This is a genomic window from Sphingomonas sp. 67-41 (genome assembly GCF_001899725.1).
GTDB lineage: Bacteria > Pseudomonadota > Alphaproteobacteria > Sphingomonadales > Sphingomonadaceae > Sphingomonas > Sphingomonas leidyi.
This window is the reverse complement of sequence record NZ_MKWJ01000022.1, coordinates 239,619-253,315: the sequence shown is the minus strand read 5'-3', so window position 1 is coordinate 253,315 and position 13,697 is coordinate 239,619. Positions and strand designations below refer to the sequence as shown.

The following is a 13,697-nucleotide window of genomic DNA, read 5'->3' as shown; positions in this document are numbered from 1 at the left end:
TCACTTGGCGGCTCCGGCCTTGTCTTCGGGCACATAGACGACCTTGCCGTCGGGCAGCCGATAGGCGACGCCCAGCCGGTCTCCATCGCCCGACAGCTTCCTGTCGCTCACCTTCTCGACCTTGATCGTCTTGCCGTCCTTGCGGACGATCTCCATGCGCCCGTCTGCCGTGGTGCGGGTCATCGTCCAGGACGATTGCGGATCGAGCATCGAGGGAGCGCCCATCATCGAATAGAGCGCGACCACCATTGCCACGATGAAGGCGAGGCTGATGTCGAACAGGTTGGCAACCCCGGACAGGGGGTCTTCCTGCCAGCTGCCTTCCTCGCGGCGCCGCACGAAGCGCAGGGCACGCCGCCGCGTCACGCCTTGTCCTCTTCACGGCGCAGCGCGCGCTCGGCATGGAAGCGCACCGCGTCGAGATCGCTGCGTGCCCAGCCCTCGCGCACCATCGCGATCAGATAGGCGACCACGCCCACCGCCAGGCCGACGACGGTGCTCGAAAAGGCGATCACCATGTTGGAGGCGAGCATCTGGAGATCGCCCTTTGCCAGCCCCGACAGCGCAGTGGCCATCGGGATCAGCGTGCCCATCAGCCCGAGTGACGGCCCCACGCGGATGGCAAAGCGGACCAGATTGAGCGACCGCGCGGCATCGCTCTCTGCCCGCGCTACCACTTCCTCTACTGCGAGCTCGTCATCCTGCGCATTGCCGGTCAGCGCGGCATCGATCGCGGTGCGATAGCGATCCCGCGCCGGGCGCCGGCCGCGCAGGCGACCGATATAGCTGCGCGCGAACAGGCCGATCGCCAGCACCGTCCAGGCGACGACGCCGAGCAGGCCAACGACGACAGGGAGGAACAGCAGATCCGAGATCGCTGCCAGCGCTTCCTTCGCCCACATGCTCAGAGGCTCCGCACATAGCGGGCATAGAGGGTGCGCCCGGGCATGGCGTAGTCGGCCTTCTCGTAATAGTTGATGTCGAAGGCGTTCGCGACCTCGAGGCGCAGCGTATCCTTGGGCGTCATCCGCCAACGGCCGCTGAAGTCGACAGTGGTGAAACGGTCATAGGTGAACAGCCCGCCCACCCCGTTGGTGAAGATCCTGCCCTGGCTGTTGTCGGTATCCAGCCGGTCGCCATTGTAGCGCACGGTCACCGTGCCGGAGACCGGCCCGGCATTGACGGTGGCGGAACCGGTGGCCTTCCAGTTCGCCACGTTGCGGATCGGTGTGGCGGTGCCCGAGGGCAGTATGTCCTCTGCCTTGAGGATTCGGGTGACGCTGCCGTTCAGGCTGAAGCGCCCCGACGCGACGCCCAGCGCCGCGCCGGCGTCGAGCGCGAACTGCCCCTCGATCCCGCGCATCCGCGACTTGTCCGAATTGATATAGCTCGTCTGGCGCAGAGTCGGGGTCTCGGAGACGATCGCCGTAGTGATGCGGTTGCGCGTGCGGGCGTCGAAATAGGTGACGTCTGCGCTCAGCAGGCCGCGCGCAAAGCCCAGGCCGGCGTCCCAGGTGGTGTTGCGTTCGGGCTTGAGATCCGCGTTGCCGAAGGTCACGCGGCGCTGGATGCCGGCGAACTCCTCGCTCTCGCCGGCAAGCTGGATCGCCTGGGCGGGTACGAAGGCACGGCCGATCGTGCCGTGCGCGCGGAAGCCCGCGCCCAGCTTGACCACGGCGCCGCCGCGCGGATTGAACACGCCGAAATCGGCCTTGCCCGGCGTGAAGTTGGCCCGAAAGGGCGTCGCCCGGGTCGCCACGGTAAGCCAGTCATAGCGGCCGCCCGCCGTGAGGATCACGCGCTCGCCGAACAGGTTGAGCCCGGCCTCCGCGAATACCGCCTTGGTCTCGCGGCTTTCGTTCGGAGACGAAGGCGCCTTGCCGGTGCCGTTCGCATTGTACGACAGCCTGTCGGCCCAGACCTTCTGCCAGTCGAAGCCATAGGTGAGCCGCAGAGGCGCGAAGACTTGCCAGCTATCCTGCAGTTGGGCGCCGCGATAGGTGGTGACGGTGTTGTTGGACTGGTAGCGCACCGCCGCCGCCGGCACTTCGAAATAGGTGTAGTCCTCGCGCGAGGCATAGGCGACCAGGCGGATCGCGTGATCCTGCGGCGTGATCTCCACGCGGATATCGCCGCTGACGCGGTTGGTGCCCGTCGCCGAGCGGCTTTGCGGGTTGAAGGAGCGCGGCCCGGGCGCGTCATTGTCCAGGTCCGCGAAGTCGACGCTGCCGTCGATGCGCACGATCGGGCCGAGGTTGCTCCCGACGCGCAGCCGGCCGGAAGCACGGCTGAAGTCGCTGTTGGGGCGCTTCTCGCCGCCGCCCAGGCGGAAGTTGCCCATCTGGTTGACGTAGCCGAGCTCGAGATCGAAGTCGGTGCCTCCGACCAGGTCGCCGCCGAGGCGCATCCCCGAGCGGATCGTCTCGAAGCTGCCGCCGCCGATGTTGAACGATCCGGCGAGCGGCCCGGACGAGCGCCGCGTGATGATATTGACCACGCCGCCGACAGCCGATGCACCATAGAGTGCGGAAGCCGGCCCCTTCAGGACTTCCACCCGCGCGATGCTTTCCGGCGAAATGGTGGTGAAGCTGGTCGAGCCCGAAGGACGACCATCGACCAGCACCAGCGTGCGTGGGTTGATGGTGAACTCGAAATCGGGCCGGAGCCCTCGCAGGCCGATCCCCGCCAAGCCGTTAGGATACTGGATCACGTCCAGCCCGGCGTTCTTCTTGAGCTGATCGAGGAAGGTGACGCCGACGGTCTGGTCGAGCTGCGCCTCGGTAACCACCTCCATCGACGATGCGACATTCTCGCGCTTCTCGCGCGTGCGGTTTGCCGTGACCACGAGCGCATCTTCGGGCTGCGTAACCGGCGTGCCGTCCGCGACGCCCTGTGCCGATACGGGCGTCCCGCCGATGACGGCCAGCCCCAATCCCCAAATCACATATTTCACAAGTGGCTCCCCGCTCTAATGGCATGATATGATATCTTGTATCGTGCCATGGCGACGGTTACCGCGGGCGTCAACCCGGAGCTTCGCGATCGAAGGCTCCCACAAGGGATCGCTGCGGATGGTTGGGAATGCTGTGCTGAAGTCGACGATGGGCTTTTCGGACGGGGAAGCCGCCGCCATCGCCAATTGCGAGTCGATCCTCGCCGCCATCCGCAACGACAGCGTCCACCTCGCGCTCTGGGACCGACCCCGGCCAGCGAGACTGAAGCCAGTCGACGATCTGTCCTGGGACCAGATCGACGACATCGACCGGAGCATGGACGTCGCGGATTGCGGCCAGCTGATTCCCGGAGCGCTGATCGAGGCGGGCTACCCGGCCCGGATTGGCCAACTCCTGGGCGAAGAGACGCTTGGCCTCACCCGCATCTTCGCCGAGATCATGGCTTGCGATCGTATCCGGCTCCGGCTGGAGATCGTCGAGACCGACGCCTGCCGAAAGTTTCACGCCGACATGGTGACCGCGCGCCTACTGATGACCGTGTCGGGACCGGCGACCCAGTGGATCTACGCGGACGAGCCGGACAATATCTTCGATATGAAGACCGGAGCGGTGGGCGTGTTCAAGGGACGTCTGTCGGCGGAGGTGCCGCATATCCTGCATCGATCGCCCCCTATCGCCACTGCGGGAGCGACGCGGCTGCTGCTCGTCATCAATCCGGTCGAACCGGACGATATCGCATCCACCAGCACCGGCTCCCGGCAGACCTCGCCATAGACAATGGCGAGGGCACCGAAGTGCCGCTTGCTCCGGAACCTCCTCATTCCTCCCAGAAGAGGTCCGCCGGAGCGCGATCTGCGAGGAGGGCGGGCGCCGAGCGCCGAACGAATTCTCCGATCGGTTGCGCTGGGAGGTTCGGGCGATCAGTGGAGATATTCGATCGTGGCACCGATTGACTGACCCGGCTCTCCTTGGAGATCTCGGCCGGGGGCAGGCTGGCTGCGTGTCCGGTTCAGCCTGCAGCACGGGCAAACTTGCCGGGCGCGCACCCTAGCCGCTTGCGGAACGCGGTGCTGAATGCACTCGCGGACTCGTATCCAATCTCCTCGGCGATCCGGTCGAGTGTCTTGATACCGCGCGCCAGCGCGTCCTTGGCAATCGCCATGCGCCAGCGAGCCAGATACTCGATCGGCGGACAGCCCAGAACTTCGCCAAAGCGGGCCGAGAAGGCGGACCGCGACATGCCGGCAACGCTGGCGAGCTCGGCGACGGTCCAGCTGGCGCGGACATCGGCATGGATCGCCTGCAGCGCGCGAGCCAATGCCGGATCCCGCATCCCGCTCAGCAAGCCGGCTGGGACGGACCGGCTGGCCAGGCTGCTCCAGCGCAGAGCCTCCACCAGCAGCGCCTCGAGCATGCGGTGGAGGATCAGTTCCTTGCCAGGGTAATCCGTCGCGCATTCTTCGGCGAGCAAATCGATTAATCGACCGAAACGCGTCGCACGCCCTTCCGAAGCCGGAATGTGAATGCGTTCGGGCAATAGCGACAGCAGGAGAGGGGCGTTGACGCGCTCGAAGGAAAAGCTGCCGCCAAGGGCGACAAAGTCGGCCTCGCCCTCCGGCGCGCCGTGCCGCACCGCCTCGGAGCGCGGGGCGACGGGGGCTCCGACGATTCCCGCTTCGCTCCCCAGCGAGAAAGCCGGCGTGCTCGGCAGTAGCAGGAAGTCGCCCTGTTCAAGGCGAAGGGGATCTTCTCCGTCGAACGTCAACCACGCCTCGCCCGAAACGATGATCGTGAAGCCGGGTGCGTCATGGGCGTCGTAATGGACGCCCCAGCGCCCTTTGGCCGAGATCGGCTTCGACACGGCGGCGCTCGGACGAAGCAAGGAGATAATGTCGCTCAAGGGGTCCATGGTTTGGACGATCCGTAATAAATTATGGACATTGAGTTATATAAGGTATCGGCTTCCCTGTCTATCTCCCGGTCATCGATCCCCAAGGAGACTGACATGACCAAGACGATCCTCATCACCGGCACCTCGTCGGGCTATGGCAAGGCCACGGCTGAACTGTTCCTCGCCAAGGGCTGGGACGTCATCGCGACGATGCGCCGTCCCGAAGCGGCGTCCTTCGTCGGGGACACCGGACGGCTGCGGATCCTGCCGCTCGACGTCACGAGCGAAGCAAGCATCGCGGTCCTGGTCGAGAAGGCCGGCCCGGTCGATGTCCTGGTGAACAATGCCGGGGTCGGCGGCGTCGGTGCCTTCGAGGCGATGCCGATGTCGCTCGTCCGACAGCTCTTCGAGACCAACACGATCGGTGTCATGGCGATGTGCCGGGCATTCATTCCGCAGATGCGCGAGCGCCGCGCCGGCACGATCGTGAATGTGACCTCAAGCGTCGCTCTGGGCGATTTCCCACTCGCCGCCGCCTATACCGGCAGCAAGCAGGCGATCGAAGGATTCACGGCGTCGCTCGCAATCGAGCTCGGCTATTTCGATATCCGCACCAAGCTGGTCGAGCCTGGCTATGCCCCGACCACTCGCTTCGGGGCCAATGCCATCATCCCGGTCGAGGACCTGCTTCCTGGTGGGTATGCGGACTTCGCACGCCCCATTCTCGAAGCGTTCGGGAAGCCGGCCATGACGACCTCGGAGATCGATGTCGCGCAAGGCGTCTGGGATGCGGTTCACGACACTCGGGGTCAGCTCCGTTTCCCCGCGGGCCCTGACGCCGTCGCGCTCGCCCAGGCGCGCTGATCGCCCTCTCGTGCCGGCTAGCCCCAAAGCCGGCACGAGACTTCAAGCAGCCGGTTGGTCTTTTGTGGTCTCGGCGCCCGAACCGCCCTTCGAGAGACCGGGATGGCGGCGTTGTTCGAACTTCGTCTGTCAGCGCCTTAGGGGCCCGTCGGCCTCATCGCACCTGCCTCTACGCTCCTCCAAGCCTGACGCGTCTCGACTTGGAACTGTTCTTTCGCGGGATCGGGTAAGGAAGAGATATTACGTACCCGTAACGAAAGGCGAATGTTTCAGCGGGCCGCGAGGACGGGGAAAGCCGGCCATCGGCAAGCGCAACTCCATCGGGCCCGCCGCGTCCGGTGCGCTATTTTGCGCGGGCGACACAGGTGCCCCCGTCCGGACCGATCATGCCGGTGCACGTACGAACCGCGATCATCGGCTCCCGCAACTCGATCAGGCGATTGCGGCCATCCGCGCCGCGTTCCAGCATGAACCCGTCATAGAGTTTCCCGGACGCCGTATAGGTGCGGAACTGGAGACGATCGCCCGCGACGTCGACGACCTGGTACAGCTCGGTCGCCTCCGCGATCCTGTCGGGCTGGGTACGGGAGCGGTCGTTCAGCGCATACATTTTCGAGCCGGTTACCGATACCAGATAGACCGGCCCCTGGATCGCGCCGTTCCTGCGCGCGGATGCCGATGCTTCCCGTCCCGCTTCGGAAGTCAGGCGGCTGTAGCAATGGTCATGTCCCTGCAGCACCAGATCCACCTTGCGCGCGTCGAACACGGGCTTCCATGCCGACTTGATCTCGGCGATGTCCTCGGGGCGGGCACAGGTGAAGACCGGTTGGTGGAACAGCACCACATTCCATTTCGCCTTGCTCGACGCGAGCGTCGCGTCGAGCCAGCGCGTCTGGGCGTCCATCGTGCCGAGGTCGATCGCCGAGGTGCCGTCCAGCACGATGAAGCGCACGCCCTGATAATCGACATAATAGGTGGTTGCCCTGGCCGGCTCGGCGCCGTTCGCAGGGAGCGCGAACTGAAGCGGCCAATAGGGCCCGAGCTTCCGGCTCTCCATACCGTTCGGCAGCACGACATCGACATATTCGTGGTTGCCGGTGGCAGGAATCTGCGGGACGATCGCATAATTATATCCCGCTGCCTGGTTCCACTCGCCCCATTCGTCGTCATGGTCGAGATCGTCGCGTTGCGCCGCGAGATCGCCGGCGTGCAGCACGAGCTCGATACCGCCATTTGCATGGAATGCCTGCCGGATCACGCGGCTGGCATAGGTGAGGATGCCGTTCTGAATGTCGCCGAGATAGAGGAAGCGGAAAGGCTTCGGCTCGGCGGCGGCAGTGCGGAATTGCAGCCATTCGCTCCAGCCCGCGCTGCCCTTCAACCGATAGGCATAGACGGTATCCGGCTTGAGCCCCGTAAACCGAATCTGGTGGTACAGGGCGGAACCGTTGGCACTTTCCTTGGCGTGTGGCGGGTTGGCGCCGATTGCCTTGACCGCCCTTTCGGACAGCGTGGGGCCGTCGACCGAGACGGCGATCTCCGCCTCGCTGACGCGCTGGGTGGCATCGGTGCGATAGGCGACCGCCATTTCCCGGGTGGGATCCCCGCCCGGCGTCAGGACGATGCGATCGGGCAGGTTGCGTGCGGCATAGGGCGTGCCGGCCGACCGGGGCGGCGCGATCTGCGCCCGGGCATCGAGCGTCGTCGCGGCCGTGAGCAGCAGGGCGGAGAGGACCAACGAGGTATTTGGAACGCGCATGGCACCCCTTCGAGTGATTGGAGCGGCGGCGAGGCGGGCGCCTGCGTTTCCGGGCTCGACCTGCTCGAGCCCGGAACGACCCGTTTAGAGCTTGATGCGGATGCCGCCGAAGATCGAATAGCCGAACTTCTCATATTCGTAGACGCGCTCACGCACGCCATAATAGCGAACGCCCGGCGAATTGGTCAGGTTCTTGGCTTCCACGAATATGGTGGCCTGCTTCACGACCTGATAGCTGGCGGTCGCGTCGAGCTGGCCGCGCCCTTCCCAATAGAGATCGAGCCGCGGCTCGTTGGCGTCCACCGCGTTCAGATAGTCGCTGCGCTTGGTATAGGAGAGGCGCGCGTTGAACGGGCCCTTCTCGTAGAACAGGGCGGCGTTCCAGCTCGACTTCGACTGGCCCGGCAACGGCATCACCCGGCGGCCGGCAAAGGCCTGCGACAATTTTATCTCGGCGTCCGTCCAGGTGTAATTGGCGAACACGCCAAAGCCGCTGAGCAGGCCGGGCAGGAAGGTGAACTGCTGCTGCCAGTTCACCTCGATACCCGCCAGATGTCCATCGGGCGCATTTTCCGGGCGCACATAGATGGTGCTGCCGACGGTGCGGCTCAGCGTGTAGCGATAGTCGGTCAGGTCCTTGTAGAAGGCGTTGACCGAGATCAGGCCGACCGGCCGAATATAATATTCCAGGCCCGCGTCCACATTGTTGGAGAGCGTCGGCCGCAGATTGGGATTGCCCTCGGTGATGCGCGTCAGGCTGCTGTCGGTCTCGTCGAGCTGACGCGGCACCAGATCGACGAAATTCGGCCGGTTGATCCCGCGGCTGAGCGCGAAGCGGCCGATCAGCTCCGGCGTGAACGCCTGCCGCACGGTCAGGTTCGGGAACCATTTGCCGTAGTGCGAGCCGACATTCGCCTTGCCGACCGTGCCGTTGAGCGCAACGGTGGGCGCCGATCCCTCGAAATCCGTCGCTTCGTAGCGGACGCCCGCGATCACCGTGGTGTGCCCGAATTCCGCCTTGGCCATGCCGAACAGGCCGAGAATCTTCTCGCTCGCCCGATAGTCGGCCGTGATCGATTGCGGAATGCGCCGCTCGGACGCGCCCTTGGTCGCATCGAAATAGGCGTCCGCCTTGCCCGGATCGATCTTGTAGCCGAGATTGTAGTTGAAGTTCGCCGAGCGCTCGTCGGTGAGGAAGCTGGTCAGCGAACCGCTGGGCGCCGCGGACGCACGGCGGTCACGGAAACGCTCTTCGTCCGACACGACGTCGCGATCGCGATAGCGGCCGCCGAAGCTGACCATCACCTGCTGGCCGCCGAGGTCGACGGGCAGCTCGACCTTCGCCGAAAGACCCCATTCCTTGTTCAGCGTATCGTTCGCGCGATAGGCATTTTCGCGGAACGCATAGCGATCGGCCTGGAGATGCTCGTTCGTCGTGAACAGCGAGTAGGTCGGATTGTCCGGATTGGCGAAGTCATAGCTGAGGGTGGGGCGCAGCGACGAGCGGAACAGCAATTCGTCGCGGCGCGGATAGGTCTGCTTCGATTCCGAATAGCTCGCGGAATATTCGACCTTGCCTTCGCCGATCAGGTTTTCGCCGCCCACGGTGCCGGTATAGATCTTGTTGCGCTGCACGCGGTGCCGGATCTGCTTCTCGATACGGGTGTTCGAGAAGGTCGCGCGGCTATCCGTCGATCCCGCGGCCATCGCGCCTTCGCTCCACAGGATGCTCAGGCGATTGCGATATTCGTCGTCCGTGAATTGCGAGAAGGAACCGCGGGCATAGAGCCGGTTGCCCGGCGAGGGGCGCCATTCGAGCGCGCCGTTGAGCGAAACGCGCTCGCGCTTGGTGTCATAGTCCTTGAACAGGGTCTCGACGAGGCGCACCTGTCCGGCGGCATTGACCGCCCAGCCATTCTCGACATTGTCGAGCTGGCGATCCGTCTTGGAATAGCTGCCGGCGAGCAGGATGCCGAATTGCCGGTCGGCGCCGAAGCGGTTGCTGATCGAAAGCGAACCGCGCCTGTCGCTCGTGCCGCCATAGTCGTTGTAGCTGGCGCCGGCCGATGCGCTGAGGCGGAAGCCCTTGCTGTCGAAGGCCGAGCGGGTGGCGATGTTCACCGAGCCCGCGATCGCGTCGGCATCCTGGCTCGGCAGCAGGCTCTTGGTCACCTCGAGATTCGCGACGATGTCCGACGGAATGGTGTCAAGATCGATCGCGCGGGTCGTCGGGCTGGGAGCGGCAACCGTCGCGCCGTCGATGGTGACGGTGCTGAACTCCATCGGTGCGCCGCGGATGTTGATGTAGCGGCCCTCGCCCTGATCGCGCTCGATGCCGATGCCGGAAACGCGCTGCAGCGCCTCGGCGATGTTCGGATCCGGGAAGCGACCGATGGCGTCGGCCGAGACGATGCTGACCGTATTGTCGGCCTGTCGCTGCTGGTTGAGGGCCCGTGCGGTGTTGTCGACGATCGAAGCGCCGGTCACCACGATATCGCTCGAGGCGCCGCGGGGCACGGTGATGTCGACGACTATCCTGCGATCCGCCAGGGTCACCGGCGTGCTTGCGTCCGGGCGGCCGAGATATTCGACGCGGACCGTCACTTCGCCCTGCGCCGGTGCCGGCATCACGAACTCGCCCTGGAGATCGGTGGTGGTTTCGCTGTTCAGCTCGGGCACGACGACGCGCGCGCCGGGCAGGGGGGAGCCGTTTTCGTCATGCACGCGGCCGGAGAGGATGCTTGCATTCGCCTGCGCCCGCCCGGTCGTTGCGGCGTCCTGGGCCAGCGCGGGCGGCATCGCACCCACAAGGGCAATCGTCATGACGGATGCGGCGAGCGCAAAGGAGCTGCGGCGACGGTGAATGGCGTTCATGGTGACCCCCGATGTCCTGGCGAACGGAATAACGGGGCGACCCCGCCGTTCTGGCGGCGGCGGCTAGGAATGCCGTGTGACGGTCCCGTTACAATGACGCTCGGCGGGGCCAACCTTGGGGCAATTTTATCTTCGCGATCGGGCTGGCGCTGCCGACGAACGAACGAACGGACGGCCGTCTGAAAACTGTAACCTTGTGGCGGCAGAGCCGATGGATGCGCTTGCTTCTGATCGAAGACGATATCGCCATCGCAGACTATATCGGCGCTTGCCTGTCCAATGCCGGGCACGAGGTGCGACATGTGCCGGAAGGGCAATCCGGACTGGTGGAGACCAAGAATGAGCATTTCGATCTGCTGATCGTCGATCGCATCCTGCCCGATGGCGATGGGGTGCTCGTCGTCGACAGCTTGCGCAAATCGGGCTTCACCAATCCCGTATTGATGCTGACCGCGCTCGGATCCATCGAGGATCGGGTGGAAGGACTGCGGCACGGCGCGGACGACTATCTGGTGAAGCCGTTCGCGCAGGCGGAACTGCTCGCGCGTATAGATGCGCTGTTCCGCCGATCGAAGGGCGCGTTTCAGGACGTTCATGAATATGCGTCGATCACGATCAACCGCCGTCGCCGCGAAGCCTGGCGCGCGGGCCAGCGGATCATGCTGCAGCCGCGCGAGTTCGAACTGCTGGAACAGCTTGTCCTGCACGAAGGGAGATATGTCTCCAAGGCGATGATGCTGGAAAACGTCTGGAATTTCCATTTCCACCCGGACACCAATATCGTCGAAACCCATATGAGCAGGCTGCGCCAGAAGCTGAATGCCGGGTTCGCCTCCGATGCGATCCAGACGGCGCGCAGGGTTGGCTACAGGCTCCGGGATGATTGCTAGAGGCGTGCGAAGCGCACGACAGATCACGCTGCTCTTCGTCGCCGGGCTGGTAATCGCCGGAGTATTGCTGGGGGGGATCGCATATCTCGTCGGGCACGACGCGATCAGGGGCCAGATCGATGCCCGCATCGAAGCGGAGATGCATAGCCTGCGCCATCTTCAGAAGCAGGGCGGGAACAGGGCCCTGCTCGCTGCGATCGACGAGGATGACGAGCGTGGCGGCAGCTTCGACTATGTTCTGGTGAACGCCTGGGGGCATCGCCTGTCGGGCGAGCGCGGCCATCCCCTGCTCGCCATCGGCTGGCATGATGCCGTCTTCCGTGACGATGCCGGCAACGGAATTCCGGTCCGCGCCCTTACCGCTCCTCTCGACGATGGGCTGCGCCTGACCGTCGCCACGGATACGGCGCCGGCGGCCGCGTTGTTGCGCACTACCCTTGTTCTCCTTGCGCTGGCGTTACTTGTGTTGATCGTGTTGGCGATCGGATGCGGGCTGCTGTTCGAGCGGGCGATCCGCCGCCGGCTCGACCTGATGAACCGCACGGCAGTTGCGATCATCGCCGGTCATCTCGACTCCCGCATCGCGCTCAGCGGCCATGGCGACGAATTCGATCAGCTGGCGAGTACGTTCAACTCGATGTTCGGTCGCGTCGAAGCGTTGATCGGCAACCTCCGCCAGGTTTCCAGCGATGTCGCGCACGAACTCCGCACGCCGATCACGCATCTGCAGAACCGGCTGGAAAGGGCGCTCGAAGAGATACCGCCGGGTTCGCCGGGGCTGGAAACCGTCGATGCCGCGATCGGAGACAGCGAACGCATCCTGTCGCTCTTCTCGGCATTGCTGCGAATATCGGAAGTCGAATCCGGTACCGTGCGCCGGTATTTCAGGACGTTCGATCTCAGCGCTCAGTCCGCGATGGTCGTCGAAAGCTATTCCGCGGTCGCGGAAGACAAAGGCTGTCAGCTTCTGTCAGATATCGAGCCGGGCATTCTCGTCGACGGAGATGTGGAGCTTCTCTCTCAGGCGATGACCAATCTGATCGAGAACGCCCTCAATCACAATGGACCTGGCACCAGGGTGACGCTGGTGATCGAGCGTTGCGAGGATCGAGTGGCGTTGAGGGTCACCGACGATGGCAAGGGCATAGACGAGGCCGATTTCCCGTCGGCGCTGCGCCGTTTCGGGCGGCTGGAGGCACGCCGGAACCCCGCCGGCCACGGGCTTGGCCTGCCGCTTGTCCAGGCGATCGCCCGGCTGCATCAGGGTGCGCTCGAACTCCAGGACGCGCGACCGGGACTACGCGTGACGATCTGGCTCCGGTCCGAAGGGCAACAGCCTAGGGTCGGGACTCACTGACCAGAGCCGGAAGATGACGGTGGCGGCAAGCGCGATTGGGTCGATCATCACCGTCTTGCGCTCGGCGCCTGCCGTGGCTCTTCGGGCATTACGGCTCGAGCCGCGTCATCTGCTTCTCGGTTGGCCAATACAGGTCGCGCATCAATGGAGCCTGACCCTAGGGGAACATTTGAAGCGGGTCATGGTGGCGGTGGGCTGTCGATAAGATCAGAAGAGCTCGTCGAGAAGCCGGTAATAGTGCAGGCGCGCCCGGTCGACCGGACCGCCATAGCGCGCGAGAAATGGTTGGACGAAGGCGGCTCCGAAATTGAACTCGATGCTCCAGGCGGCCAGCGCCAGATCCTGATGCCGATCGGCCACGCCGAGACGGCCGCAATCGATGAAGCCGGTGAAGCGCCCATGTTCGGCCATCAGGTTGGGCATGCTGGCGTCGCCGTGCGCGACCACAAGGTCTTCCGTGGCGGGACGTAGTGCAAGCGCCTCTTCGAGGACACTCGCCGCAGTCCGCCCAAGCCGTTCGTCGTCCATCTCCTCCTCATCCACGCGCCCGGCTGCGACATTGGCTTCGGCCTGAGCGAGCTTGGCGGCGAGCCGCTGATCGAACGGGCAGAGCGCGACGTCGAGCGCATGGAGCTCGCGCAGCGCATCGGCAGCGATCTCGGCGATCTTCAACGGGGAAAGATCGGGGGAACTGGCGAGGTCACGGCCCGGCACTTCGGACATCAGCAGCCACAGGCGCCCGTCCTCTTCCGCCTCGGCTTCGACGCTCGGCGCAAGCTGGGGCTGGCCGGTCAGCCAACGCAGCCTGTCGATCTCTCCCGGAAGCTCGGCAAAGGGGCTGATCGGTTCGGATTTCACGAACAAGGGGGGCAAGCCTTCGCCGGTCAGGCGAAACACCTCTGCTTCCGAACAGCCAATGGTCTGGGCGTGCCATGCATACCCCTGCAGCCGGTGGCTCCAAGCACGCGGCATCGGACGTATTGCATCCGCTACGGACGGCGAATCTTGGAGCGGCGACATGGGGTTCCGAGGTTCTGAGCCAGCCGCCAAATAGCTTCCGATCTATCGCCCTTCAAGCCTGGCGAAGCGGACATTTGGGTCACAGCCA

The 13,697-nt window shown here is 64.7% G+C and carries 11 protein-coding genes; 4 read left to right on the top strand and 7 right to left on the bottom strand.

Annotation, left to right across the window (positions count from 1 at the left end):
- Genes BGP17_RS12085 through BGP17_RS12075 form a run of 3 tightly spaced genes read right to left on the bottom strand, consistent with a single transcriptional unit; the run spans position 1 to position 2,953 of the window.
- Positions 1-366, bottom strand: a complete 366-nt coding sequence (locus BGP17_RS12085) for a DUF2149 domain-containing protein (RefSeq protein ID WP_286712142.1) — start codon at positions 364-366, stop codon at positions 1-3.
- A complete protein-coding gene (locus BGP17_RS12080; RefSeq protein ID WP_286712140.1) occupies positions 363-902 on the bottom strand; it encodes a MotA/TolQ/ExbB proton channel family protein in 540 nt (179 codons plus the stop codon). The genes BGP17_RS12085 and BGP17_RS12080 overlap by 4 nt, the downstream gene beginning before the upstream one ends.
- 2 nt (positions 903-904) lie before the next feature.
- Positions 905-2,953 (bottom strand): TonB-dependent receptor, encoded by a 2,049-nt coding sequence (locus tag BGP17_RS12075; RefSeq protein ID WP_286712139.1) that lies wholly within the window; start codon positions 2,951-2,953, stop codon positions 905-907.
- Positions 2,954-3,086: 133 nt separating this feature from the next.
- Here BGP17_RS12075 and BGP17_RS12070 point away from each other — a divergent pair, with 133 nt between their 5' ends.
- Positions 3,087-3,728: a DUF1826 domain-containing protein gene (locus tag BGP17_RS12070; protein ID WP_286712137.1), complete on the top strand. Its 642-nt coding sequence runs from the start codon at positions 3,087-3,089 to the stop codon at positions 3,726-3,728.
- A 235-nt stretch (positions 3,729-3,963) separates the two neighbouring features.
- On the opposite strand, the gene BGP17_RS12065 is transcribed toward BGP17_RS12070, so the two are convergent.
- Positions 3,964-4,863 (bottom strand): AraC family transcriptional regulator, encoded by a 900-nt coding sequence (locus BGP17_RS12065; RefSeq protein ID WP_286712135.1) that lies wholly within the window; start codon positions 4,861-4,863, stop codon positions 3,964-3,966.
- Positions 4,864-4,959: 96 nt separating this feature from the next.
- Between BGP17_RS12065 and BGP17_RS12060 the strand changes: the two genes are divergently transcribed.
- Positions 4,960-5,709 (top strand): SDR family oxidoreductase, encoded by a 750-nt coding sequence (locus tag BGP17_RS12060; protein WP_286712133.1) that lies wholly within the window; start codon positions 4,960-4,962, stop codon positions 5,707-5,709.
- Between the two features lie 343 nt (positions 5,710-6,052).
- Here the strand turns inward: BGP17_RS12060 and BGP17_RS12055 are convergent, their stop codons facing one another.
- Both BGP17_RS12055 and BGP17_RS12050 read right to left on the bottom strand, forming a co-directional pair.
- Positions 6,053-7,468, bottom strand: coding sequence for a purple acid phosphatase family protein (locus BGP17_RS12055; RefSeq protein ID WP_286712131.1), 1,416 nt, complete (start codon positions 7,466-7,468; stop codon positions 6,053-6,055).
- An 84-nt stretch (positions 7,469-7,552) separates the two neighbouring features.
- Positions 7,553-10,291 (bottom strand): TonB-dependent receptor, encoded by a 2,739-nt coding sequence (locus BGP17_RS12050; protein WP_286712130.1) that lies wholly within the window; start codon positions 10,289-10,291, stop codon positions 7,553-7,555.
- A gap of 266 nt (positions 10,292-10,557) precedes the next feature.
- Here BGP17_RS12050 and BGP17_RS12045 point away from each other — a divergent pair, with 266 nt between their 5' ends.
- Positions 10,558-11,232, top strand: a complete 675-nt coding sequence (locus BGP17_RS12045) for a response regulator transcription factor (protein WP_286712128.1) — start codon at positions 10,558-10,560, stop codon at positions 11,230-11,232.
- Positions 11,204-12,589 carry a sensor histidine kinase gene (locus BGP17_RS12040; protein ID WP_286712126.1) on the top strand — a complete coding sequence of 462 codons (1,386 nt, stop codon included), beginning with the start codon at positions 11,204-11,206 and terminating at the stop codon, positions 12,587-12,589. Before BGP17_RS12045 ends, BGP17_RS12040 begins: the two co-directional genes overlap by 29 nt.
- A gap of 207 nt (positions 12,590-12,796) precedes the next feature.
- Here BGP17_RS12040 and BGP17_RS12035 read toward each other — a convergent pair whose 3' ends face one another.
- On the bottom strand, positions 12,797-13,561 hold the full coding sequence (locus tag BGP17_RS12035) for an APH(3') family aminoglycoside O-phosphotransferase (RefSeq protein WP_286712124.1): 765 nt from the start codon (positions 13,559-13,561) through the stop codon (positions 12,797-12,799).
- Positions 13,562-13,697 lie beyond the last annotated feature (136 nt).